Genomic DNA, 23,883 nt, shown 5'->3' with positions numbered 1-23,883 from the left:
AGAGAAACGTTTTATATCTATTAGCCAGTTAGTTAGTCGATAGATATAACTTCGTAGCAAAACTGTTTATCAGCGACCTTAAACTCAATTTCATCGCCAACTTCTTTACCCATTAGAGCCTGACCAAACGGCGCGTTCGCGGTCACGATAGCAACTTCATGATCATTCCACATAACAGAGAGTCCACCAACTCTCGGCCCCATGAAAAAGTGTTTATATTGGTTATGCTCGTCAATCACCACCACATAACTGCTCACCGTAATCTTTTCACTATCACGCAATACAAGGTTACGGTAACACTGAATATCATCTTCACACTCTTGCACTCTAACCGCTTGTCCATGGGCAAGATACGAAGCTTCTAGAGCCAAGGTGTCGTACTTGTGTTCTGGCACTGTCTCTTCATCGGTCGCGGCGTCAATGGCACGCTGGGTAGCGGACTGCGCGATACGTAATCGGGTTTCGAGTTGCTCAATGATTATTTGTCGAAGCTCAGACTTATTCATACTATTGGGGTGCTTTTCTATAGGAGCTACAGAATAGAATTAGGTACAATCAGGTGCAAGACATTTGATTCAACGAGCGACGCTATCATGAATAGACGCGCGCTTTAACATCAATACGACACTTATTAAATCAGGTAGAACATAAATGATTGAGCAGAAGCTAAAACAAGTATTCGGATTCGATTCACTGCGAAACGGACAAAAGCAAGTCATTGATAATGTTCTATCTGGTCATTCGACAGCCGCGATATTCCCGACGGGATCAGGCAAGTCGCTTTGCTACCAATTGCCCGCATTAGAGCTTCCTCATTTAACCTTGGTGATATCGCCACTGTTAGCCTTAATGAAAGACCAACTCAGCTTCTTACACAGTAAAGGCATCAGCGCGGCTGCCATCGAATCAAGCCAGGACAGACAAACCACACAACAGGTTATGCAGTCCGTACGAAACGGTGACACAAAAATCCTTATGATCTCGGTTGAGCGCTTGAAGAACGAACGCTTTCGTCAGTTTATCTCCCAAGTACCTATCTCGTTACTTGTGGTCGATGAGGCACACTGCATCTCGGAATGGGGTCACAACTTCAGACCTGATTACCTAAAGCTTCCTCAATACCAAAAGCAGCTTAATATTCCTCAAGTGCTACTGCTCACAGCAACCGCGACGACCTCTGTTATCCAAGATATGAAGTCTAAGTTTGACATCGATGAAGAGCGTGTTGTGGTTACTGGCTTCTATCGTCAAAACCTAGACCTTTCAATTCAACCTTGTGAACAAGCCAGCAAACTAGAAACCTTGTGCAATGTCGTCAACCAAGCTTCTCTCGCTCCGACTATTGTGTATGTCACTCTTCAACAAACAGCAGAGATGGTCGCTCAGCAACTTCGTAATGCTGGCGTAAATGCCGTGGCTTATCATGCCGGTCTCAAGCCTGAAAATAGAGACGCTATTCAACATCAGTTCATGAGTGATGACGTTAGCTGTATCGTGGCAACCATTGCATTTGGTATGGGTGTCGACAAGTCGAATATTCGCAGAGTGATTCACTTTGATCTTCCTAAATCGATAGAAAACTACTCACAAGAGATAGGCAGAGCAGGACGAGACGGACAAGCTTCTGAGTGTATATTGCTCGCGAACAAACACGGCTTGAGCACACTAGAGAACTTTGTATTTGGCGATACGCCAGACAACATATCGATCCAAGCAGTATTAAAAGAGATCTACGAAAACCAAAACACTAATGCTTCAGGCTCGAATCAATGGGAGATCATGCTTAATCAACTATCGCGTGAATCCAACATTCGTCAGCTGCCGCTTAAAACACTGTTGGTTTACCTCGAAATTGAGGGAGTGATTGAGCCAAAGTACAGCTACTTCGCGGATTACAAATTTAAGTTCATTCGCCCTAAGCAGCAGATCTGCGAGCAGTTCCAAGGTGAACGTCGTAACTTTGTTGAAGCGATTTTCCAATGCTCACCACAAGCAAGAGTCTGGTGCCAAGTCGACTTCGAGGCGCTCTGGACACACTTCCAAGCGGATCGCCAACGAGTTATCGCAGCTATTGATTACTTCAACGAACAGGGTTGGATTGAGCTAGAAAGCAAACAGATCACGGATGTCTACGCGATTCACAATACCTCTGAAGATATGATGCAATTATCTGAGCGATTAACTGAGTTGTTTAAGGCAAAAGAGAACAGTGAAATCAATCGTCTTAATCAGATGCTGAACTTCTTTGAAGCCGACACCTGTCTAAGCTCACGCCTTGCAAGTTACTTTGCCGATGACAAAGCACCAGCCAAGTGTGATCACTGTTCTGTATGCCGCGGTCAAGTAGCAACCTTACCAACCGTTGATGTTGAGCCCGTTGATGACGAAACGGTAATGACATGGATTCATGAGTTCATTTCTGCGAGCCAACAGTTGATTACCGACGAAGCGATTACTCGTTTTCTCTGTGGAATCGCCACCCCACTTTCAACCAAGCTTAAAGCCAGCAAAATGGTCGGCTACGGAAAGTTAGAGCAACAACCATTCAGTGATACCTTAGCGCGAGTGAAGCAGCTCCCTAGGTAGCTCTTACCTATAAAAAAACCGACTAGGCTATGAAGCTTAGTCGGTACAACTAACTCATTATCTTTAAAAGAAGCTCAGTTGACGCATCTGATCTTTGGGTTGTAACATCACACTTAGGCCTAGTAAGCGTATCTCTCTTCCTTGCTGTCTTTTCAGTATTTCACTCAAGAGCTCTTTGAAATGTTCACGATCGAGTGATGCATGTATGTGCTCGATAGTGGTTTGCTGAAAGTCGGCAAACTTGAGTTTTATCCCCTGCTTTATGATCGCTTTACTTGGGCTAGCCTTTTCTAATCGAGTTTCGAGCTCAGGAAAGAGCTTGTCTTCTATCACCTGCCAACACTCAGCATAGGTCGATATGTTTTGAGTGAAGGTTCGCTCTACGCCTACCGACTTTCTTTCACGCTCAATGATAACTTCTCGGTCATCAATGCCGTGGCTGCGTTTCCAAAGTGACGCACCTTGGCGGCCAAACTTGAGCAGCAGGTCGCGATAGTCAGATTCTTTAATATCTTTACAGGTAAAGAAGCCCGCTTGATGCAGCTTTTCAATACTCACCTTGCCAACGCCCGGGATCTTTTCGAGGGGTAATTCATCGATCACCGCTTGCACGTCTTGAGGAGGGATAACAAATTGCCCATTAGGCTTATTCATATCCGATGCGACTTTCGCCAAGAATTTTATCGGTGCAATACCTGCGGAAGCCGTTAGGTTGAGTTCGTTCCAAATATCACGACGAATCGACTCAGCAATGAGAGTCGCCGAGCCATGGCACTGTTTTGAGTCAGTCACATCAAGAAACGCTTCATCCAAAGAAAGCGGCTCAATCACTGAGGTATATCGAGAAAAGATTTCGCGGATCTTCTTAGATATCTCGACATATACTGACATTCTTCCCGGCACAACCAGTAAGTTAGGGCAAAGTTGCAGCGCTTTACCTGTAGGCATAGCAGAACGAACGCCAAACTTACGCGCTTCGTAGTTACACGTGCTCAGCACACCGCGTTGTTTTTCATGCCCACCCACCGCGAGCGGTCGATTTCGGTAAGATGGGTTGTCTCGCATTTCTACAGCTGCGTAAAAACAATCCATATCGACATGGATTATTTTTCTGACTTTCTCTTGGCCCGAACTACACATTTGGAAATAACTCAACCTTACAACTGTATCTATAAACAGTATAATCAATTATTCTCAGATTTAAAATGATCTGGAGTCCAGCTCAACAGGTTTCACTTCATTCGCCGCCCACTATTCTGATAGTATTGTTAGGAGTATTTAGTCTATAAGTAGGGATAGCTTTTGAGTGAAAAAATACTAGTGGTAGAGGATAGTCGCGCATTCAGAAACTATCTTTACCAGCAATTTAAGAACGATGGCTATGAAGTTGCGCTGGCGGAATCTATAGAAGAAGCCAAAGCGATCTTAGAGCAAGAAACGGATTTCTTGTGTGCAGTCCTCGACTATTGTCTACCTGACGGCCAAGACGGCGAGATCATTGATCTGGTACTCGGTTATCAGCAAAAGATCATCGTGCTGACCGGTATGTTCAACAACACACTTCGAGAGCAAGTGCTCGCCAAAGGTGTGCTTGATTACATCCTCAAAGACAGTATGTCATCAGTCAGCTACTTGCTTCCGCTGGTTAATCGAATCTCCAATAATCGCTACCACAAAGCGCTAGTCGTAGATGATTCTGCTGTAGTTCGCCGATATGTCGTTCAGCTTCTCGAACATCAATATATTCAAACCGTTCAAGCCGAAGACGGTGAGCAAGCACTCACGCTTCTTCAGAACGATCCTGATATCACTTTTGTTGTGACCGACCATGATATGCCGAATAAAGATGGCATTTCGATGACCCGTGATATTCGAGTCCATCACGACCGTAATCAACTCGCGATTCTTGGACTGTCTGGTAGCGATGATCGCACCATGACAGCACGCTTCCTCAAAGCTGGCGCTAACGACTTCCTATATAAGCCTTTCAACCAAGAAGAGTTTTTCTGCCGCATCCACCAATTATTGGATATGAAAGAAGCCACTAATGAACTATTTCGTCATGCCAATGAAGATGCCCTCACCGGATTATGGAACCGTCGTTACCTGTTCAATCAAACGTGTAAGGGGTGTGAGCAGCGCAGTATCGCTATGATGGATATCGACTTCTTCAAGAAAGTGAACGACACCTACGGTCATGATGGTGGTGATGCTGTACTGGTAGAAGTCGGCAAGATCATCAAAGACCACTTTAAAGATGATGTTGCGGTTCGTTTCGGTGGTGAAGAGTTTTGTATTCAATCATGCGGCCCATTTGAAGACTTTGTCGAAACATTAGAGTTGATGCGCATGGCAATACAAAACCAAAACGTCATGCATGATTCACAGCTAATCAAGGTCACTATGAGTATCGGCGTCACTGACTTGGTTGGCAGCTTAGATGAACAAATCAAAGCCGCTGACGAACTGCTCTATACCGCAAAAGAGCAAGGCAGAAATCAGTTAGTATGCGCTCGCAATAATCTTCAACTTGCTAACGAGTAGCTCCAATACCCTAGGAATTTAATACAGATAATTGTGTAGCACAAAGAAAGCGTAGAAACGAAAAGAACCCAAGGCGTTAACCTTGGGCTCTTTGCTTTTTGGGGAACCGAATTAGCTCCTAGTCAGCATCGCAAATTAAGCGATGCGATCTTTATTCCAAGCCGCTTCTTTTTGCTGACGCTCCGCAAGCTTCTCTTCACGGTATGCTTCACGTGCTTCACGTTTTTTACGTGCATCACAAGGTTCTGGGCAGTTACATACTTTATCAATGCCAACAGCACCCAAGCCACCACAGCTGCCTTTCACAACTTTCTTTTGGATAATGTAGCCAATCGACATTGCTGTGATCACTGCTAGAAAAACACCAAATGTAATCAGAAATGTATTCATAATTATCTCGCTTACCTTATTTACCTAAGTATGGCTTAAATGCTTCAGAAGCAATCTCTTTAAAGCCATCTGCTGTTTTTACCACCATGAACACAGGGATGTTATGTTGGTTTGCGACTTCCATTCCTTTCTCCTGACCTAAAACCATAAGGCCAGTAGATAAGCCGTCTGCAGTCATTGAAGACGGGTTTAAAACAGTCACAGAAACCACTTTATGATGAAGAGGCTTTCCTGTTTCTGGGTTGATGATGTGTGAGTAACGAACACCATCACGTTCAAAATAGTTACGGTAATCACCCGATGTTGCGATTGCCATATCACCCGGTTCGATGATCTCTTGAATGTTGCGTTCATCAACACTTGGCTTCTCGATAGCAATACGCCAGCCCACACTTTCACGGTTTAGGCCTTTTAGGCGGATTTCACCACCGACTTCAACCATGTAGTTATGAATGCCGATTGAATCAAGGTAGTCAGCAACCACATCCACACCCCAACCTTTTGCGATGGTTGAAAGGTCAACATACAGGTTCGGTAGATCTTTAGTCAGCTTATTGCCTTCAACACTTAGGTGGTGAATACCTACTTTTGCTTTACGAGCTGCCAGTTCTTCATCTGTTGGCACCACTTCAGGACGCGCTTCAGGACCAAAACCCCAAAGGTTAACTAATGGACCAACCGTCACATCCAATGCACCTTCAGTAAGACCGTTCAAACGAATCGCTTCTTTCACAACCGTCGCAGTTTGTTCAGATACTTCGAAAGCATCTGCACCTTTGTGTTGATTAAAACGGCTGAGTTCAGAGTCTTCACGGTAGGTCGACATCTGGTCGTTCACTTCTTCAAGTAGACGATCGATCTCGGTATGAACTTCATTAGACTCAGGAAATTCATCACCGTTGATGTATTTAATATTGTAACTAGTACCCATAGTTGGGCCACTTAAATGCACTTGCTCTCTTGGCTGCTCACAGCCCGCAAGAAAAATCAAAGAAGTTAATGCAACAAGCCAAATTCTCACTTGCTTACTCCTATCTAATGTTGAGGATTTATATAAGGAAAAATAAGAGTAAAAAATAGGTCTTTTGAATACCTTACTCTTTCTTATATAAGTCAGTATGTTGTCAAAATCAGTCTTAGAAAAACAAATGGCTGACTCGCAGGAGTCAGCCATAATATCAATCACTTAAGTGGATTAACCACCGAAGTCATCTAGTAGAATGTTTTCATCTTCTACACCAAGATCTTTCAGCATGCCGATAACAGCAGCGTTCATCATTGGTGGACCACACATGTAGTACTCACAGTCTTCAGGAGCTTCGTGATCCTTCAGGTAGTTTTCGTACAATACGTTGTGGATGAAACCAGTGTAACCGTCCCAGTTGTCCTCTGGTTGAGGATCAGACAGTGCACAGTGCCACACGAAGTTCTCGTTTGCAGCCGCTAGGCCATCGAAGTCTTCAATGTAGAACATCTCACGCTTAGAACGCGCACCATACCAGTAAGACATCTTACGAGTAGAGTTAAGACGCTTAAGTTGGTCGAAGATATGTGAACGCATTGGCGCCATACCTGCACCACCACCGATGAATACCATTTCATTGTCTGTGTCTTTAGCAAAGAACTCACCAAATGGACCAGAAATAGTACATTTGTCGCCTTCTTTAAGAGACCAGATGTATGAAGACATCACACCAGGAGCTACGTCAGGGTTGTTTGGCGGCGGAGTTGCGATACGCACGTTAAGCTTGATGATGCCTTTCTCTTCTGGGTATGAAGCCATAGAGTAAGCACGGATCGAATGCTCTTTAACGATAGACTCGTAACGGAACAAGTTGAACTTATCCCAGTCACCACGGTATTCCTCAGGAATATCGTAATCTGCGTATTTCACGTGATGTGGTTCAGCTTCAATCTGAATGTAACCACCCGCGCGGAACGGAACTTCTTCGCCTTCAGGGATTGCTAGTGCAAGTTCTTTGATGAAAGTAGCTTCGTTGTTATTCGAGATAACAGTACATTCCCACTTTTTAACACCAAAGATATCTTCGTCTAGTTCAATCTCCATGTCAGTTTTCATAGCAACTTGACATGCAAGACGTTCACCTTCGCGAGCTTCGCCTTTTGTGATGTGATCAAGTTCAGTTGGTAGGATGTCGCCACCACCAGACTTAACTTTTACACGACACTGACCACAAGAGCCACCGCCACCACAAGCAGAAGATACGAAGATACCAGCGCCAGCTAGGGCACCAAGTAGCTTGCTACCAGGTTGAGTAACGATCGCCTTTTCAGGGTCGCCGTTTACAGCAATAGTGATGTCACCTGATGGTACCAGCTTAGATTTAGCGAAAAGAATCACTAGCACTAGAGCCAATACAATAATGGTAAACATCGCTACGCCAAGAATAATGCTTTGCATTTGTTATTCCTTATTACTGGGTGCTTACCCTACAGTTGAACACCAGAGAAAGACATAAAGCCTAACGCCATCAGACCAACAGTAATGAACGTGATACCAAGGCCACGAAGACCTGGAGGTACGTCAGAGTACTTCATCTTCTCACGGATACCCGCAAGAGCAACGATAGCTAACATCCAACCCACACCAGAACCGAAGCCGTAAACAACAGATTCAGCAAAGTTGTAGTCACGAGTTACCATGAAAGATACACCACCAAAGATTGCACAGTTAACTGTGATCAGTGGAAGGAAGATACCTAGTGCGTTGTACAAAGGTGGGAAGAAACGGTCTAGAACCATCTCTAGGATTTGTACAAGTGCCGCGATAACACCGATGAATGCGATGAAGTTAAGGAAACTTAAATCGACACCTTCAACAAGCGCGTTTTCTTTTAGGATGTGCGTGTAAACAAGGTTGTTTACAGGAACAGCGATTGTAAGTACTACAACTACCGCAACACCAAGACCAAAAGAAGTTTTAACTTTCTTAGATACCGCTAGGAATGTACACATACCTAGGAAGAAAGAAAGCGCCATGTTTTCGATGAAAATCGATTTAACTAGCAGACTAATATAATGTTCCATGACTACCTTACCCCTTCGCTTCTACTTGTTCTGGTTTGAACACACGAATTGCCCAAATCAAGAAACCAATTAGGAAGAATGCAGAAGGTGCTAGAAGCATCAAGCCGTTTGGCTGATACCAACCACCGTTGCTCACTAGAGGTAGTACTTCCATACCAAATAGTTTGCCAGAGCCTAGAAGCTCACGGAAGAAACCAACAGTGATAAGAACGAAACCGTAACCAAGACCGTTACCAAGACCATCGATTAGAGATGGGATTGGCGCAGACTTCATTGCGAATGCTTCAGCACGACCCATTACAATACAGTTAGTAATGATTAGGCCTACGAATACAGATAGCTGCTTAGAGATATCGTATAGGTATGCTTTAAGCACTTGGTCTACCACGATTACTAATGATGCGATAATTGCCATCTGAACGATGATACGCACACTGTTAGGAATGTGGTTACGGATCAAAGAAACGAAGAAGTTAGACAGAGCAGTAACGAACATTACCGCGATAGTCATAACAAATGCTGTTTCTAGCTTAGTGGTTACCGCAAGAGCAGAACACACACCAAGAACCTGTAGCGCGATTGGGTTGTTGTCCAACACAGGCGCTAAGATGCTCTTTTTAATTTCTTTTGCACTAGACATTAGTTCAGACCTCCGTCACGAACTTTTGCTAGGAAAGGACCAAAGCCCATTTCACCTAACCAGAAGTCAAATGTATGTTGAACACCAACGCTAGTTAGTGTTGCACCAGATAGGCCATCTACACCGTGCTCAGAACCTTGAGGAGCGCCACCTTTAACAACCTGGATAGCAGGTTTGTGGTTTTCGTCGAATAATTTCTTACCAACGAATTGAGCGCGCCAAGTTGGGTTCTCAACCTCACCACCAAGTCCAGGAGTTTCACCTTGCTCGTAGTAAGTGATACCAGAAACTGTGTTGCCATCAGTTTCTACCGCAACGAATGCGTACATCATTGACCATAGGCCGTTACCGTGAACAGGAATGATAACTTTAGAAGTTTCAGCACCATCTTTCACAAGGTATACAGTACCCGTGTTAGCACGACGAAGGATCTTAGCAATGTCTTCTTCAGCAGAAAGCTTGATTGACTGAGCTGGATCTTTTGCCGCTTTACGTTGGTCGTATGCAGCAGCATCGCCGTCAACGAAATCGCCAGTAGCGAAATCAACTAAACGAGGTTCGATGTTCTCTGCGTACAACGCTGGAATATCACCTGCAAGGTCAATGCCCGCAACTTCAAGGATCTTAGTTTGCTGATCCAGAACTGCGTTAGCTTGTTGCTTAGGTTTAAGAACAACTGCAGCTGTTGAAACGATGATTGAGCACACTAGGCTCAATGCGATAACAACAAACAGCGTCTTTTTAATGCTATCGTTATTACTTGCCATAGCGCGCTAGTCTCCGCTTAATGTTCTTCTCGATTACAACGTGGTCAAACAGAGGAGCAAATAGGTTTGCGAATAGAATCGCAAGCATCATGCCTTCTGGGTATGCAGGGTTAACTACACGGATCATTACACACATTGCGCCGATTAGGATGCCGTACCACCACTTACCATTGTTGGTAAATGAAGCTGATACTGGGTCTGTCGCCATGAAGAACATACCGAATGCGAAGCCACCTAGAACTAGGTGCCAGTGCCAAGGCATGCTGAACATTGCGTTAGTATCAGAACCGATCACGTTAAACAGCGTAGACACAGCAATCATACCGATCATTACACCAGCAATGATGCGCCATGAAGCGATACGCATGTAAACGATCATCGCTGCACCAATCATAAGTGCTAGAGTCGATACTTCACCGATAGAACCTGGGATGTTACCAATGAATGCGTCCATCCAAGTGATTGCTTCACCAGATGTAACGTTCATTAGTGCGCTACCGCCGCCTTGAGCCCATTGGCTAAGAGCAGTTGCACCAGAGAAACCGTCTGCAGCAGTCCAAACTACGTCACCTGAAATCTGTGCAGGGTATGCAAAGAATAGGAACGCACGGCCAGCAAGTGCAGGGTTCAGGAAGTTACGACCCGTACCACCGAAGATCTCTTTCGCTACAACAACACCGAAGGTAATACCTAGTGCTGCTTGCCATAGAGGAAGTGTTGGCGGAACGATAAGCGCGAATAAGATAGAAGTAACAAAGAAACCTTCGTTTACTTCGTGCTTACGCACCATACAGAACAGAACTTCCCAGAAACCACCAACGATGAATACCGTTGCGTAGATAGGTAGGAAGTAAGTCGCACCAAGTAGCATCTTACTGCCAACACCAGCATCGGCTCCTAAGGAGGCGCCAAGCATTTCAGTTAGCCAGTAGTGCCAGTTACCATCGATAACAGATGCTAGTTCAGCGCCTGCGTACATATGGTTAAGTGCTGCGATAGCTTGGCCACCCGCGTTGTACATGCCCCAGAACATTGCTGGGAATACCGCGAACCAAACCATGATCATGATACGTTTTAAATCAACGCTATCACGAACGTGCGAGCTTTTCTTTGTAATAAGACCTGGTGTGTAGAACACAGTCGCTGCTGCTTCGTAAAGCGCAAACCACTTCTCGTGTTTACCACCTGGCTCAAAATGATGCTCGATGTCTTCAAGAAACTTTTTAAGGCCCATGAAAATTACCCTTCCTTCTCAATCGTATCTAGGCATTCACGAAGTAGTTGACCGTACTCGTACTTACCTGGACATACAAAGGTACACAATGCTACATCTTCTTCGTCTAGCTCTAGCGCACCTAGTGCTTGAGCACTATCAACGTCGCCTGCACATAGATCACGAAGCAGCAATGTAGGTTCCATATCTAGAGGCATTACGCGCTCGTAGTTACCGATTGGAACCATTGAGCGGTCACTACCGTTTGTCGTCGTTGTCATGTTGAACAACTGACCTTTAAACAGGTGACCAAGGAATGAACGAGTAACAGAGAACTTGTTCTTACCAGGCATAGCCCAGCCGAATAGCTCTTTATCACGACCTTCACGTAGAACAGAAACTTGCTGATGGTAACGACCAAGGAAAGCATGCGGACCTGTAGCTTCAGTACCCGTAAGTACAGAACCAGAAATCACACGAACTTCGCCTGGCATTAACTCGCTGTCAGTCAACTCTTCAAGGCTAGCACCAATTTGAGTACGAACTAGACGTGGGTTGTTAACCACTGGACCAGCCAGAGAAACAACACGCTCAGAGTAAATCTCACCAGTAAGGAAAAGCTTACCGAATGCGATAACATCTTGGTAGTTAATGCTCCACGCTACATTTTGTGCATTTACCGGGTATAGGTAATGCATATGCGTGCCTGCAAGACCTGCAGGGTGTGGGCCATCAAAAACATGTTCTTCAACGTTAGACTGAGCTGAACGAGGTAAGCTAGTACCTTTTTTACAAACGTACACTTTACCGTTAGTCAGAGTTGAAAGAAGATCTAAACCAGCAACGAAAGCATCAGACTGCTCGTTAATGATTAATTCTGGCTCAGCTGCTAGTGGATTAGTATCCATAGCAGTAACGAAAATAGCCTGAGTTTCAGAATCAACTGCTGGAACCTTGCTGAACGGACGAGTTCGCAAAGCGGTCCATGCGCCAGACTCAACTAACTGAGTTTTAACCGTTTCACGGTCAAGACCTGCTAGTTGGTTAGCTTCATAGCTATTGAACGTGATTTGCTCATTGCCTGCTACTTCAATCACTACTGATTGAAGAACACGCTTAGCACCACGGTTCACTTCAATAACTTTACCGCTTGCTGGAGAAGTAAATACAACACCTGGGTTCTTTTTATCTGCAAAAAGAACTTGGCCTTTCTTCACTTCATCACCAACGCGAGCATGCATCGTAGGACGCATACCAACGTACTCTTCGCCAAGCAAGGCGACTTTAGTGATGGACTTACCATCATTAATCACCTGGGATGGAGTTCCTGCGATAGGAAGATCCAAACCCTTCTTTATTGTAATCATACGCACTTGCACTACTTTATCGGGAAAAAGATTCTTTTAATTGCGTAAATTCAGGACGTTTTAAAATCGCCCTTAGACACGACATTACAGTGTCCGGTTTTGGTAAATTTGAGATACCAAAATCGCAACATTATCTTAATAAACTCATCACACAAAACATGTGAGATTTATCAGGTGCCGTATTCTAGCATTTTTTGACAACTTGATGCCATGACCAATAACTTGAATACCGCCTTTATTTGGTGAGATTTGAAGCATATGGACTCTCAAATATGTATAAATTTGACGAGCCGCACAGATAAAATGGCTTTTGAAACGTGTTTTAAACAAGAGATTAATACTCTGTCACAAACTAATATTTTACGAGTTATGTTGAAACACTGTTAATAAAAACATTACTCATTGTAGGTATTTTTAGTCGTTCAAATTGCCATCAGTTTGAGTGATATAACAACGAAAAACACATAGGTTTGGCGACAAAAAAGGCGGCATCGCCGCCTTTTCTCAATATGCTCGTTGTGTTACTTGCCACCACCCATACACATAGGGCTGTCTGGCACATTATCGAGCTGCTTCATCCATTCATCTTTTGTATAAGTGTGAATGGACAGTGCGTGAATATTATTCGCTAACTCTTCTGAAAGTGCTTTATTTACCGCTCGATGACGAGCAATAAGACGTAAACCTTCAAACACATCACTGACAACAATCACTTTAAAATGACTCTCAGAACCGGCCGGAACATTGTGCATATAGCTCTCATTGACCACGTTTAAATGACTTGGTGAAAACTCATTGTGCAATTTTGTTTCGATAACTTCTTGGATCATTGTGATTCCTTAATAACGTATTGGCATTATCCGTGGGGTGAGTATAAACCCTAAGCGGTCGACTGTCTGAGTATTTGATAGAGAATGGCGTAGGTTTGCTTGAGTTTTTTCTATCTTGTTTAGCCTGCATTTGAGACAATATCCTTGTTATTCCTTACATAAGTATCTCAAGCAATGAAAACCGAACTTACCCTTCACGATAGAACTTTGACCTTACATCGTTTCCCTAAACGTTCAAATGAAACCCTTCAAGCTTGGGATGCGGGCGACGAATACCTGATCAGTCATGTTGAAGAGATGAATCTTGAACCTGGCAAACACATCCTAATCATGAACGACAGCTTTGGTGCCCTATCCGCTTGGTTCTCGAAAGATCATGATGTCACTATGATGAGCGACTCATTTATTTCTCATCGCGGTGCGCTAAAAAACTTACAGCGTAATCAATGTAATCGAGTCAACTTTTTAAACACCATGGATGATATCCCGCACGGTATCGACCTTGTGATCATGCAACTACCAAAGACCAACCGCCACCTTGTATGGCAGTTAAGTCAGTTACGCCAAGCACTGCCTGAAGGCTGCCAAGTGATCGGTGTCAACAAAGTAAAAGAGATCCACACCTCTACGCTTAACCTTTTCGAGAAGTACCTAGGCGAGACCAAAACCTCGCTAGCGAAGAAAAAGCACCGCTTGGTTTTCTCTTCTCCAAATTGCCAACCAGTTCAAACTGTCGAGCCGTTTGTGGAGTGGGATGTAGACGGTGAAGATATCCGCTTGAAAAATTTACCAAATGTTTACTCAGGCGAAGCACTCGATCAAGGCGCTCGCTATATGCTAGAGCACATCCCTCAAGATCCAGAGCTACGTCATATCATCGACCTAGGCTGTGGTAACGGTGTATTGAGTGTTAAAGCAGGACAGTTGAACCCTCAGGCTCGTATCACTTGTGTTGATGAGAGCTTCATGGCGGTGGAATCAGCACGCCAAAACGTCAAGGATAACCTTGGTGAAGAAGGTAACTTCCAGTTCATCGCCAACAACTGTTTAGATGGTTTTAAGAAAAACAGCACTTACTTAGTAATGTGTAATCCTCCGTTCCATCAGCAACAAGCGATTACTGATCACATTGCATGGCAAATGTTCTGTGATGCAAAGCATGTTCTAAGCAATGGAGGCAAATTAATTGTTATTGGCAACCGACACCTCGGATACGATGTCAAACTAGCAAGACTATTTGGTGAAGCTAACGTTGAAACGCTTGAACTAAACCAAAAATTTGAGATATTACAAGCAACAAGAGAACCTGCGAATTTTAATAAATAAGCAGAAACGACTTCACAAGAATTTAAGATACCGAGCTTCTGGTGTGAATTTAGAAAGGATAAAGGAATGAAAAAACTGATTTTGGCTGCTTCTATTATGGCTTTGACAGCATGTTCAGCCCCTCAGCAAGAACAGATCAATGTAATGCCAGAAGCTTCACTAAGCTCAAGCAACCTAGTACAAGGCAAAACATACACACTAACAAGTAAAGATGTTCGTGCCGCTCAATACGTTGCACTGGTTGATAGTGGCCGTTCAAATATTCAGCCAATTCACGCTAAGCAGAACATGCGTATTTCTCTAGAGAACGCTGTAGCACAACAGTTAGAGTCTCAAGGTTACCGTGCAAGCGTAAACAGCGAAAACTCAATTGTTTTAGAGATTCAAGAAGCACTTGTTACCGTAGAACACACCATTATGGAAAACCAAATGGACGGTAAAGTAACGCTTGAAGTAACGGCTGAGACACCGGAAGGTAAGCTAGTTAAAACATTCAATGGTACTGCAACTCGCACAGGTGCATTAAGCGCTTCAAATGATGATATCGCGATGGTGCTTAACGATGTAATCAACTTGGTATTGAAAGAGATTGCCAACGACCAAGAGCTACAAACTTACATGAAGGAACGTTTCTAATGGGTCGCATTTTATCTTCTATTGCACTAATGCTGGTGAGCGTGAGCGTTTGGGCTGGTCCTAAAGTGAACGTAGAAACAACATTAGGCAACTTCACTATCGAGCTTAACCAAGAGCAAGCACCAGTGAGTGCTGAGAACTTTCTAAAGTACGTTGCTGACGGCAGCTACGAAGGTACTATCTTCCACCGTGTTATTCCTGGTTTCATGGCACAAGGTGGCGGTTTCGATCAAGACATGAATCAACAAGCGACTTATGCTCCTATCAAGAATGAAGGCAGCAATGGCTTGAAGAACGATACAGCAACAATCGCTATGGCTCGTACTAATGCGCCAGATTCTGCAACTCGCCAATTCTTCATTAACTTCTCTGATAATGATTTCTTGAACGCAAAAGGCGGTAACCCAGGTTACGCAGTATTCGGCAAAGTAACTGAAGGTTTTGATGTTGTTCAAGAGATGGCAACGATTCCAACCAAGCGAATGGGCCGCATGTCAGACATCCCAGTCGACCCAATCGTCATCACTAAAGTGACCCTTCTTAAGTAATCCAATGTAACGCCCTTATTTCTTAAGGGCGTTTTTCTATACAAGGACGCCCTATGTCATCAGGCACTCCCTCTCTTTCTTGGATGCAGACTTTCCGCAGCTACCTTGATAAACGCTTACTTTGGGTGTTTATGCTCGGTTGTTCGAGCGGCTTCCCATGGGTTCTTATTGGATCCAACATGTCTGGTTGGCTAAAAGATGCAGGTTTAACACGAGCGGCCATTGGCTACTTTGGTAGTGTGTTTGCCGTCTATGCGATTAACTTTTTATGGGCACCATTGGTAGACCGTGTAAAGCTACCGGTGCTTCACGCAATACTCGGCCAGCGCCGCAGTTGGATCTTTTTCTGCCAAACCATTGTTTTGATCGGCACCTTATTCATCGCAGGCGTCAATCCCGCAGAGAATTTAGCGTTTACCTCAATGTTGGCGCTCGCTATTGCCATAGCCTCAGCCACGCAAGACATCGCGATTGATGCATTTCGTATTGATACCTTCCCAAAATCCGAAGCATCAAAACTGCCGCAAGCTTCTGCAATGGCCGTAATTGGTTGGTGGACAGGATATTCTCTACCAGGCTACCTTGCCTTTATTAATGCAGATTCAATCGGTTGGAATGGCGTGTATTACGGGATGGCAGGTGTCGTTGTCGTATTAATGCTGTTTACTCTTTTTGTCGGAGAGCCAAATACACAACGCGAAGTCCTACAAGAGCAAGCACAGCAGCGCCACAATAAAGTGGTCGGCTCAAAGCTTCTCGCTTGGTTAAGTGTAACGGTAATTGAACCGTTTTATGATTTCTTCAAAAGAAACGGCGTTCAAGTTGCTATTACTCTATTGCTGTTTGTGTTCCTATTTAAGATAGGTGAAGCCTTCTTAGGTCGCATGTCGATCACCTTCTATAAAGAGATAGGTTTCAGTAACGAACAGATCGGTCACTACTCCAAGTTAATTGGCTGGGGAGCTACCATATTCTTCACTTTGGTAGGCAGTGTCTTCAATGTGAAATTCGGTATTGTACGCGGGCTGATGATCGGCGGTGTGGCAATGGCAGCAAGTAATCTAATGTTTGCGTGGATCGCTCAGACTGGCCCGAGTGAAACCTTGTTCTTGGCAACCATCATTGTCGACAACTTCACAACTGCCTTTTCTACCGTTGCGTTTGTCTCTTTCCTAACGTTATTAACAGGCCAAGCGTTTTCAGCAACACAATACGCCTTACTCGCATCCTTAGGTAACTTCGGTCGCACCACACTGGCTTCCTTCAGTGGTGAGTTGGTTGATTACCTCAATGACTGGTCAACCTTCTTTATACTTACTGCACTTATGGTGATTCCAAGTTTGATCATGCTCTATTCGTTGCGCCACTTTTTCACAGATTTACTAGAAAAAGCGAAAACCAACCACGAATAAGAGAAAAAGAAGACAGAATAGAAAGAGGGTAGCATCACGCTACCCTCTTTTACTTTGTCACTAATGATTTAGTAAACGCTAGTCTGTTGCATCACTCACAATAAGGTTGAAGCCTGTGCCAGCCGAATCGTCGATCGCCACAACTTGATATACCACGCCATCAGCTAATATCGCCTGTGCTGAATTAACCGCTATTGTTGATGGGTCACCTGCAACGGTAATCGTTACATAATAGGTTCCAGCTGCAACATAAATACCATTCACATAATCTTTAAATTTCACATCACTCAGCGCAGGAGTGCTGCCAGCAATACCCGTATTCTCGGTCAAGTAAATATCAACCGAAGCCGCAATTGGATTAGCCGCCGCGTGCGTAATATTCAATACTGCACTGGTCGCAACCGGGCGACGGTTTTCTGGAACAACCAAAGCTTCCAGATTCAGTGGACTCACTGTCCCTACCGCATAGATGCTGTAATCCATACCCGCAAATACAGCGACACCATCTGCATCAATCAGCGCATTAGTTGTAGTACCATCTGCAAAGATATCAATATCGTAACTTCCCACAGCCAAATCGATAAATCCTCGGATTTCCTTGAACATCAAATCAGCTAAAGGCGCAAAAGCCGAACCATTTACAAATGGGTCTACATCCGGAGCACCATCAACTAAATGTCCTACTCTGACTTCTGCCGTTTCTGCCATGTCGTAGATTAAAGATGATCCCGAGCCATCCATTACCATCAATTTAACAGGTGAAGCACTATTAGAATCTGCTCTCGGTACAGCTGCAATGGTTAGCTCACTACCTGCTGGGAGCGTGATCTCTCCTGAATCAAACGCGATAGCACTACCGCTTACAGTTTCAAGTCTCACGCGATATTGACCAGCAGGAATATTGAGCACATCGGTAAAATCTTTATAAGCCAACGTCCCCAACGGTGCACCCAATGGATCACTAGGACCTGTGACGTACAAATTTACATCGCCGACACCTGTTGCTGCATGAACTACTTGCACATCTAAACTTGAACTCGTTGCCGTGCCCGCAGCAGGACGAGTAACAACTAAAGCTTCTACAGGGTTATTGGAACCATCTGCATCGCCCACCACCATCACCGTATAATCTAGGTCTTGGCTCAGGTCAAATTGGTTTTGAGGTATGACGGTTGCGACAGCCTCTCCGGGAAGTTGAACATCAACTTGCACTGAAGTCTGCCCTTCTGTCACTGAAGCGTACCCAGACGCTTGAGCATAATCGACACCAATCCATCGAGCCTGACTGTTGACGATAACATTAGCCAAAGGAGCATCGGGTGATGCATGAACAGCTTGAAGTTGTGTGGTAGGTTCATCGTCATCATCACACCCGACAATGAACAGCGCTGATATTGCTACCGCTAATAATGGTGAATATTTCATCGGTCTTCTCTCCAAAAAGTTAGACCAGTTCGTCACACAAAAGATAAGCTCAGTAAAAAATCTTCAAATACTCTCTCTCAGTATTTAGTGCAGTGAACTGTCTCAATAATATCTGTGATGGGAAAAGTAATAAGGCTCACATTCCAAATTACTCATCACATGAGTTGTTCATCAATTGATTCCACCACCATTACGGAGTTGGTTAAAAATAGATCAAAGAGAGGATCTAACTGAGGAGAGATTTAGTCGTTTTCTGGGGATAAACTACATAGAAAAGAATACTGTTGATTTTGATATGCATATCACTCTATTTAGTATAATCGTTTGCTTAGAGCAGCAATTCACCAATTTATCTACAAAATAATCAGATTTCACAAAATCAATAGAACTCAGGATGCATCAAGATGCATTGCCACCTTAAAGTTCCATCATTTAGATCGTTAGTGTGATCGAGCTCACTATAATAATTGCAATTTTCACTCCGTCTCACTTTTATTTGAGAACAAAATCGCTATGATGCTCGGCATTCGGACATATAAACACGCACGGATTAGCGGGTTACTTATTTCAAACATAGAGAGTTCCATTATGCGTAAATCACTTTTAACTCTTGGCCTACTTGCAGCAACTTCTGCTCCAGTAATGGCAGCAGATTATTCTGACGGCGATACTCACAAAAATGATTACAACTGGATGCAATTTAATATCATGCATACAGTTAATGAAAAGCCAGGCAGTATCGATCATACTTACCTAGAGATGGAATTTGGTGGACGCTCAGGAATCTTTGACCTTTACGGTTACATCGATGTATTTAATCTAGACAGCGATAATAAAGACAAATCTGGTGCTGATCAGCTGTTCTTGAAACTTGCTCCACGTATGTCTATCGATGGCCTAACTGGCAAAGATTTATCTTTTGGTCCTGTTCAAGAAATTTACCTAGCAAACTACACGACTATTGATGGTGGTGCAGACTTAGAGCTCGCAGATGGTTCGACTAAAACTCCAGGTTACCTAACTAAATGGGGTATCGGTTCTGATATCATGGTTCCTTGGTTTGGTAAAATGCAACTAAACGCTTACGCGACTTACGATGTAAAAGCGAATGAGTGGAATGGTTACCAAATTTCTACGAACTGGTTCAAACCATTTATCAACTTTGAGAATGGCTCATTCATCGCTTACCAAGGTTACATCGATTACGAATTTGGTATCGATGAAGTAACTATCCCTAACGTTGGTCAATTGAAAACATCTAACGGCGGTGCTATGTTCAACGGTATCTACTGGCACAATGACCAATTTGCTCTGGGTTACGGTTTGAAACTGTACAAAGACGTGTACGGCCTGAAAGACGGTGGTGTTGCTGGTGATACTTCAGGTGTAGGCCACTACTTCGCAGCTACTTACAAGTTCTAATCGAACTTCTAAGAAAAGTTTCCTAAATGGCACCCTCGGGTGCCATTTTTTATTGCTTTCATTTAATGCCTCGCTATCCTTGCAGCATCACTTTCTTATCTCGGTATTGCTGTGAACATCACGATTGTTGGACCCGGAGCGATTGGTTCTTTGTGGGCCATTAAACTACTTAAAGCTGGTCATAATGTCTCTTTGTGGAGTCGTTCTTCTGAAACCGCTACAGACCTATCACTTGATGAGCAAACCTCACTCTCCTTCAGTAACAACAATATCGAAAAGCTATCTGCGAGTGACTTAGTGATCGTCACGGTCAAGGCTTGGCAAGTAAAAGAAGCCACCACTCCGTTACTTCAATATCTCGACCCTGACACCATTCTTATGTTCATGCACAACGGAATGGGAGCAGTAGACGAGATAGCCACTCAAATTGATGCTCATCCGGTAGTATTAGCAACCACCACCCAAGCAGCCTTTAAACCTGACCGTAACAGTGCCTCTCACACAGGGTTAGGCCAAACTCAACTGGGAGCATTTAACCTCCAAGGTCAGCAGTGCACTTTTTTGGTTGATGTGTTGGAACACGCTCTACCGACCGTGAATTGGAACCCTGAGATAAAAACTGCGCTTTGGACTAAGCTCGCCATCAATTGTGCTATCAACCCACTGACTGGATTGGAACAGGTCAAGAATGGAGACCTGTCCGAACCACGCTTTAGCAAAACTCTAGCCGCCATCATTGAAGAGTTAACGCACGTTATGCAGGCTGAGGGCATTAGTTGCTCGTTCGACGAATTGGAAACTAACGTCAACAAAGTTATTCAAGCGACGGCAAAGAATAACTCCTCTATGAAACAAGACATGTTCTATCAAAGAAAGACTGAGATCGACTTCATTACAGGGCACCTTATAAAGACTGCACTCAAGCATCAAATAGAAGTACCCACGAACCAAAAGCTGTTCGCAATGGTTAAAGAACGAGAAAATAGCTGGAATCATCAAGATTAGTCAGCAACGCTTAACAAGTCGCGATAAAATAACGATACCGCTCAGCGTAGTGCTGGCACCAATTCCCAAGATTTAGGTAAGAATAGATGTTTGATATCAATCACATCCGAGAGCAGTTTCCTGCGCTATCACAAACTATCAACCAGCAACCACTGATTTACTTAGACAGCGCGGCAACCACACAGAAACCTCAGGTGGTTATTGATGCCATTAGCCAATATTACTCTAAGCAAAATGCCAATGTTCACCGTGGTAGCCACAGCTTAACCGCGCAAGCCACCAGTCAATTTGAAGCCGCAAGAGATAAGGTCGCTCAGTTTATTGGCGCTACGTCTTCAAAGGAAATTATTTGGACTCGCGGTGCCACCGAAGCACTTAACCTCATTGCTCAAACGTACGCAAGAAGTACCCTTCAACCTGGCGATGAGATCTTAGTTAGTGAAATGGAACACCACGCCAACATCGTGCCTTGGCAAATCGTGGCTGAACAAACCGGTGCTAAAGTCATCAAGGTGCCAATGACACCAGACTGCGAATTCGACCTTGATGCCTTCGATTCTCTATTAACTAAACGAACTAAAATTGTTGCTCTGGCTCAGATAACCAATGTTACTGGCACTCGCCAACCGATTGAGCAAGTAATCGAGAAAGCCCATAAGATGGATGCTATTGTTGTAGTCGATGGCGCGCAAGGTATTGTTCATGAGCCAGTAGACGTTGCCACTCTGGGTGCGGATTTCTACGTATTCTCTGGGCACAAACTCTATGCCCCTGCAGGTATTGGTGTGCTTTACGGCAAACTTGAATTGCTCGAAGCCATGCCACCTTGGCATGGTGGTGGAAAAATGGTTGAGCGTGTATCTTTCTCTGGCACTACTTTTTCTGAACTTCCAGGCAAATTTGAAGCGGGCACACCCAATGTCGCTGGTGCTATTGCTTTAAGTACAGCAATAGAGTGGTTGCATCAATTTGAGCAACAAGACGTGGAAGAACATATCCACCAGCTACAACACAAAACCTATCAAGCCCTCATCCAGTTGGACGACATCCAGATCCTTGGTTACAAACCAAATTCTAGTGTGATTACGTTTGTTATGGATGGCGTTCACCATCAAGACATTGCGACGCTATTAGATCAACAAGGTATTGCCGTTCGTGCAGGTCATCACTGTGCACACCCATTAATGGATGCGCTCAACGTAAAAGGAACCGTCCGAATTTCTTTTGGCATTTACAACAATATGGATGATGTCGAAAAGCTCATTGCAGCCATTGAAAAAGCCGTCGATATGCTCTAAATCACCACCAAAGATATTAATGTCTGGTTCAATTATTCGAGCCAGACATCCCCTCCTCCAGAATAGTTCCACTTTCCAAATAAATACTGCTCTCTTTTCAAATCAACGCACACCAACATAAAATACTGATATTAAATAACTTTATATTTTCTTTATATCCCTCTTATTCGTTTTTATCGATTTCTAAGACTTCATTGATGAGTCATTTCTAAAAAAAGACACAATGCACCCCGTTCTTGTTAACCGCAGATAACAAACTGACTATCGCCATTAATAACAAGAACCGCCATTTATCATGGGTGACCTAGAGCTGACGGAATAGCACTTTAAATACAAATTTTTTAGATAGAGACAACACAATGAAACTTAAAACAATCGTTCTTCCTCTAGTAATGCTAACTGCCGCTCAACAAGCTTCAGCAGATCCATACATTGGCGCAAGCTACTTGTATTCTGAGTACCAAGTAGAGAACGAAAACATCGATATGACAGATGAGAATAGCGGATACAACTTGTACTTAGGTTACGCATTCAACGACCTCCTTTCTATCGAAGCTGGCTACGCTGACTTTGTCGATACGCACAAAGATTTCGAGCACGTTTACTCGAATGCATGGTTGACTAGCGCGAAAGTTTCTTTGCCAATCACTATCTTTGACATCTATGGCCGTGCGGGTATTGGACACTTTGAAAGTAACCTAGGTGACAGTAACGACGTTTACTACGGTGTGGGTGCGGGTGTAATGATTGGCCCTGCTCGTGTTGCTCTTGAATACACAATGTACGAAGCAAAAGTTATCGAGAATGGCTACGCGGTAAGCGCTGAATTCCACTTCTAATTCTTCTCTCGACGTATTCAGTTATCCGCTAAAACGAAAAACGGTGCCACTGGGCACCGTTTCTTTTCAATACTGTCGCTTGCTTATCTGTACGAAGAAGTTCTTAAGCGAAGGAGATCTCAAATAGGAAGAAGTTCTCAAACGGATAGACGCTTAAGCGGAGAGGTTCTTGATCTGCTCAACAATCGCTTTAAGTCCATTTCCTCTTGAAGGGCTCAAATGCGTAATCAAGCCAATCTCTGCGAAATAGCCATCAATGTCGAACGCTTGAACTTGCTCTGATGTTTTACCATCATATGCCGCCATCACTAACGCAATAAGCCCGCGCACAATACGTGCATCTGAATCGGCGCAAAAATACCAAACACCGTCGATGTTCTGGGAAACTAGCCACACTTGGCTTTCACAACCAGACACCACAACCTGTTCACTTTTCAGTTCCTCAGGCATTGCTGGCAGCTTCTTACCCCATTGAATCACTTGACGATAACGGTCTTCCCAACCGCTGAAAGTCTGCATTTTTGCGACAATATCATCACTGGTAATTTCTTGGCCGAATGGAGAACTTGGGAATGACGTCATTTTTA

Annotated in this window: 23 protein-coding genes; 10 read left to right on the top strand and 13 right to left on the bottom strand. The window is 44.0% G+C overall.

What is annotated here, in order from left to right; genetic code table 11:
• Positions 1–32: 32 nt before the first annotated feature.
• Positions 33–506, bottom strand: coding sequence for a GreA/GreB family elongation factor (locus ITG10_RS11855; protein ID WP_017631918.1), 474 nt, complete (start codon positions 504–506; stop codon positions 33–35).
• A gap of 145 nt (positions 507–651) precedes the next feature.
• Here ITG10_RS11855 and ITG10_RS11850 point away from each other — a divergent pair, with 145 nt between their 5' ends.
• On the top strand, positions 652–2,586 hold the full coding sequence (locus ITG10_RS11850; RefSeq protein WP_017631919.1) for a RecQ family ATP-dependent DNA helicase: 1,935 nt from the start codon (positions 652–654) through the stop codon (positions 2,584–2,586).
• A 63-nt stretch (positions 2,587–2,649) separates the two neighbouring features.
• Here the strand turns inward: ITG10_RS11850 and dinB are convergent, their stop codons facing one another.
• Positions 2,650–3,726 (bottom strand): DNA polymerase IV, encoded by a 1,077-nt coding sequence (gene dinB, locus ITG10_RS11845; RefSeq protein WP_026084359.1) that lies wholly within the window; start codon positions 3,724–3,726, stop codon positions 2,650–2,652.
• A 162-nt stretch (positions 3,727–3,888) separates the two neighbouring features.
• On the opposite strand from dinB, the gene ITG10_RS11840 reads away from it, so the two are divergent.
• Positions 3,889–5,130 (top strand): diguanylate cyclase, encoded by a 1,242-nt coding sequence (locus ITG10_RS11840; protein WP_017631921.1) that lies wholly within the window; start codon positions 3,889–3,891, stop codon positions 5,128–5,130.
• 135 nt (positions 5,131–5,265) lie between these two features.
• Here ITG10_RS11840 and nqrM read toward each other — a convergent pair whose 3' ends face one another.
• The 9 genes from nqrM to bolA all read right to left on the bottom strand — a co-directional run bounded on the left by nqrM (position 5,266) and on the right by bolA (position 13,385).
• Positions 5,266–5,520 carry a (Na+)-NQR maturation NqrM gene (nqrM, locus tag ITG10_RS11835; protein ID WP_004737624.1) on the bottom strand — a complete coding sequence of 85 codons (255 nt, stop codon included), beginning with the start codon at positions 5,518–5,520 and terminating at the stop codon, positions 5,266–5,268.
• Between the two features lie 16 nt (positions 5,521–5,536).
• Positions 5,537–6,541: an FAD:protein FMN transferase gene (locus tag ITG10_RS11830; protein ID WP_017631922.1), complete on the bottom strand. Its 1,005-nt coding sequence runs from the start codon at positions 6,539–6,541 to the stop codon at positions 5,537–5,539.
• Between the two features lie 174 nt (positions 6,542–6,715).
• Positions 6,716–7,942 carry an NADH:ubiquinone reductase (Na(+)-transporting) subunit F gene (gene nqrF / locus ITG10_RS11825; RefSeq protein WP_017631923.1) on the bottom strand — a complete coding sequence of 409 codons (1,227 nt, stop codon included), beginning with the start codon at positions 7,940–7,942 and terminating at the stop codon, positions 6,716–6,718.
• A 29-nt stretch (positions 7,943–7,971) separates the two neighbouring features.
• Positions 7,972–8,568, bottom strand: a complete 597-nt coding sequence (gene nqrE, locus ITG10_RS11820; RefSeq protein WP_009848375.1) for an NADH:ubiquinone reductase (Na(+)-transporting) subunit E — start codon at positions 8,566–8,568, stop codon at positions 7,972–7,974.
• Between the two features lie 7 nt (positions 8,569–8,575).
• Entirely contained in the window at positions 8,576–9,208 is a 633-nt protein-coding gene (locus ITG10_RS11815; RefSeq protein ID WP_008223083.1) for an NADH:ubiquinone reductase (Na(+)-transporting) subunit D, read from the bottom strand.
• Positions 9,208–9,975, bottom strand: coding sequence for a Na(+)-translocating NADH-quinone reductase subunit C (locus ITG10_RS11810; RefSeq protein ID WP_017631924.1), 768 nt, complete (start codon positions 9,973–9,975; stop codon positions 9,208–9,210). Before ITG10_RS11810 ends, ITG10_RS11815 begins: the two co-directional genes overlap by 1 nt.
• Positions 9,965–11,209 (bottom strand): NADH:ubiquinone reductase (Na(+)-transporting) subunit B, encoded by a 1,245-nt coding sequence (locus tag ITG10_RS11805; RefSeq protein ID WP_123306317.1) that lies wholly within the window; start codon positions 11,207–11,209, stop codon positions 9,965–9,967. The genes ITG10_RS11810 and ITG10_RS11805 overlap by 11 nt, the downstream gene beginning before the upstream one ends.
• 5 nt (positions 11,210–11,214) lie before the next feature.
• Complete coding sequence (locus ITG10_RS11800; RefSeq protein WP_128644399.1) at positions 11,215–12,555, bottom strand: Na(+)-translocating NADH-quinone reductase subunit A; 1,341 nt, start codon at positions 12,553–12,555, stop codon at positions 11,215–11,217.
• Between the two features lie 521 nt (positions 12,556–13,076).
• A complete protein-coding gene (bolA, locus tag ITG10_RS11795) occupies positions 13,077–13,385 on the bottom strand; it encodes a transcriptional regulator BolA (RefSeq protein WP_017064186.1) in 309 nt (102 codons plus the stop codon).
• A gap of 174 nt (positions 13,386–13,559) precedes the next feature.
• Between bolA and ITG10_RS11790 the strand changes: the two genes are divergently transcribed.
• The 4 genes from ITG10_RS11790 to ITG10_RS11775 all read left to right on the top strand — a co-directional run bounded on the left by ITG10_RS11790 (position 13,560) and on the right by ITG10_RS11775 (position 17,307).
• The gene (locus ITG10_RS11790) at positions 13,560–14,711 is read left to right on the top strand and encodes a methyltransferase (protein WP_017631926.1); all 1,152 of its coding nucleotides are present in this window, start codon (positions 13,560–13,562) and stop codon (positions 14,709–14,711) included.
• 66 nt (positions 14,712–14,777) lie between these two features.
• The gene (locus ITG10_RS11785) at positions 14,778–15,347 is read left to right on the top strand and encodes a YajG family lipoprotein (protein WP_017631927.1); all 570 of its coding nucleotides are present in this window, start codon (positions 14,778–14,780) and stop codon (positions 15,345–15,347) included.
• Complete coding sequence (locus ITG10_RS11780; protein WP_017631928.1) at positions 15,347–15,895, top strand: peptidylprolyl isomerase; 549 nt, start codon at positions 15,347–15,349, stop codon at positions 15,893–15,895. The genes ITG10_RS11785 and ITG10_RS11780 overlap by 1 nt, the downstream gene beginning before the upstream one ends.
• Before the next feature lie 53 nt (positions 15,896–15,948).
• Positions 15,949–17,307 (top strand): MFS transporter, encoded by a 1,359-nt coding sequence (locus ITG10_RS11775; RefSeq protein ID WP_017631929.1) that lies wholly within the window; start codon positions 15,949–15,951, stop codon positions 17,305–17,307.
• A 78-nt stretch (positions 17,308–17,385) separates the two neighbouring features.
• On the opposite strand, the gene ITG10_RS11770 is transcribed toward ITG10_RS11775, so the two are convergent.
• Positions 17,386–18,732, bottom strand: coding sequence for a DUF4397 domain-containing protein (locus ITG10_RS11770; protein WP_017631930.1), 1,347 nt, complete (start codon positions 18,730–18,732; stop codon positions 17,386–17,388).
• A gap of 516 nt (positions 18,733–19,248) precedes the next feature.
• Between ITG10_RS11770 and ITG10_RS11765 the strand changes: the two genes are divergently transcribed.
• The 4 genes from ITG10_RS11765 to ITG10_RS11750 all read left to right on the top strand — a co-directional run bounded on the left by ITG10_RS11765 (position 19,249) and on the right by ITG10_RS11750 (position 23,296).
• Complete coding sequence (locus ITG10_RS11765; protein ID WP_164913289.1) at positions 19,249–20,154, top strand: outer membrane protein OmpK; 906 nt, start codon at positions 19,249–19,251, stop codon at positions 20,152–20,154.
• A gap of 111 nt (positions 20,155–20,265) precedes the next feature.
• Positions 20,266–21,159: a 2-dehydropantoate 2-reductase gene (gene panE, locus ITG10_RS11760; protein WP_248386409.1), complete on the top strand. Its 894-nt coding sequence runs from the start codon at positions 20,266–20,268 to the stop codon at positions 21,157–21,159.
• Positions 21,160–21,245: 86 nt separating this feature from the next.
• On the top strand, positions 21,246–22,457 hold the full coding sequence (gene csdA, locus ITG10_RS11755; protein ID WP_017631932.1) for a cysteine desulfurase CsdA: 1,212 nt from the start codon (positions 21,246–21,248) through the stop codon (positions 22,455–22,457).
• 359 nt (positions 22,458–22,816) lie between these two features.
• On the top strand, positions 22,817–23,296 hold the full coding sequence (locus tag ITG10_RS11750; RefSeq protein WP_017631933.1) for a porin: 480 nt from the start codon (positions 22,817–22,819) through the stop codon (positions 23,294–23,296).
• A gap of 153 nt (positions 23,297–23,449) precedes the next feature.
• Here ITG10_RS11750 and csdE read toward each other — a convergent pair whose 3' ends face one another.
• Positions 23,450–23,878: a cysteine desulfurase sulfur acceptor subunit CsdE gene (gene csdE / locus ITG10_RS11745; RefSeq protein WP_017631934.1), complete on the bottom strand. Its 429-nt coding sequence runs from the start codon at positions 23,876–23,878 to the stop codon at positions 23,450–23,452.
• Positions 23,879–23,883 lie beyond the last annotated feature (5 nt).

The sequence above is a fragment of the Vibrio sp. ED004 genome (assembly GCF_023206395.1).
Lineage (GTDB): Bacteria > Pseudomonadota > Gammaproteobacteria > Enterobacterales > Vibrionaceae > Vibrio.
The sequence above is the reverse complement of the archived record's forward strand: the minus strand, read 5'-3'. Positions and strand labels throughout refer to the sequence as shown.

Coding starts and splice junctions, on each gene's coding strand:
- ITG10_RS11775 (WP_017631929.1), top strand. CDS start 15,949: ATGTCATCAGGCACTCCCTCTCTTTCTTGGATGCAGACTTTCCGCAGC.
- ITG10_RS11810 (WP_017631924.1), bottom strand. CDS start 9,975: ATGGCAAGTAATAACGATAGCATTAAAAAGACGCTGTTTGTTGTTATC.
- ITG10_RS11790 (WP_017631926.1), top strand. CDS start 13,560: ATGAAAACCGAACTTACCCTTCACGATAGAACTTTGACCTTACATCGT.
- ITG10_RS11805 (WP_123306317.1), bottom strand. CDS start 11,209: ATGGGCCTTAAAAAGTTTCTTGAAGACATCGAGCATCATTTTGAGCCA.
- ITG10_RS11800 (WP_128644399.1), bottom strand. CDS start 12,555: ATGATTACAATAAAGAAGGGTTTGGATCTTCCTATCGCAGGAACTCCA.
- ITG10_RS11750 (WP_017631933.1), top strand. CDS start 22,817: ATGAAACTTAAAACAATCGTTCTTCCTCTAGTAATGCTAACTGCCGCT.
- bolA (WP_017064186.1), bottom strand. CDS start 13,385: ATGATCCAAGAAGTTATCGAAACAAAATTGCACAATGAGTTTTCACCA.
- ITG10_RS11850 (WP_017631919.1), top strand. CDS start 652: ATGATTGAGCAGAAGCTAAAACAAGTATTCGGATTCGATTCACTGCGA.
- ITG10_RS11780 (WP_017631928.1), top strand. CDS start 15,347: ATGGGTCGCATTTTATCTTCTATTGCACTAATGCTGGTGAGCGTGAGC.
- csdE (WP_017631934.1), bottom strand. CDS start 23,878: ATGACGTCATTCCCAAGTTCTCCATTCGGCCAAGAAATTACCAGTGAT.
- nqrM (WP_004737624.1), bottom strand. CDS start 5,520: ATGAATACATTTCTGATTACATTTGGTGTTTTTCTAGCAGTGATCACA.
- ITG10_RS11770 (WP_017631930.1), bottom strand. CDS start 18,732: ATGAAATATTCACCATTATTAGCGGTAGCAATATCAGCGCTGTTCATT.
- nqrF (WP_017631923.1), bottom strand. CDS start 7,942: ATGCAAAGCATTATTCTTGGCGTAGCGATGTTTACCATTATTGTATTG.
- dinB (WP_026084359.1), bottom strand. CDS start 3,726: ATGTGTAGTTCGGGCCAAGAGAAAGTCAGAAAAATAATCCATGTCGAT.
- ITG10_RS11785 (WP_017631927.1), top strand. CDS start 14,778: ATGAAAAAACTGATTTTGGCTGCTTCTATTATGGCTTTGACAGCATGT.
- csdA (WP_017631932.1), top strand. CDS start 21,246: ATGTTTGATATCAATCACATCCGAGAGCAGTTTCCTGCGCTATCACAA.
- ITG10_RS11765 (WP_164913289.1), top strand. CDS start 19,249: ATGCTCGGCATTCGGACATATAAACACGCACGGATTAGCGGGTTACTT.
- ITG10_RS11815 (WP_008223083.1), bottom strand. CDS start 9,208: ATGTCTAGTGCAAAAGAAATTAAAAAGAGCATCTTAGCGCCTGTGTTG.
- nqrE (WP_009848375.1), bottom strand. CDS start 8,568: ATGGAACATTATATTAGTCTGCTAGTTAAATCGATTTTCATCGAAAAC.
- ITG10_RS11855 (WP_017631918.1), bottom strand. CDS start 506: ATGAATAAGTCTGAGCTTCGACAAATAATCATTGAGCAACTCGAAACC.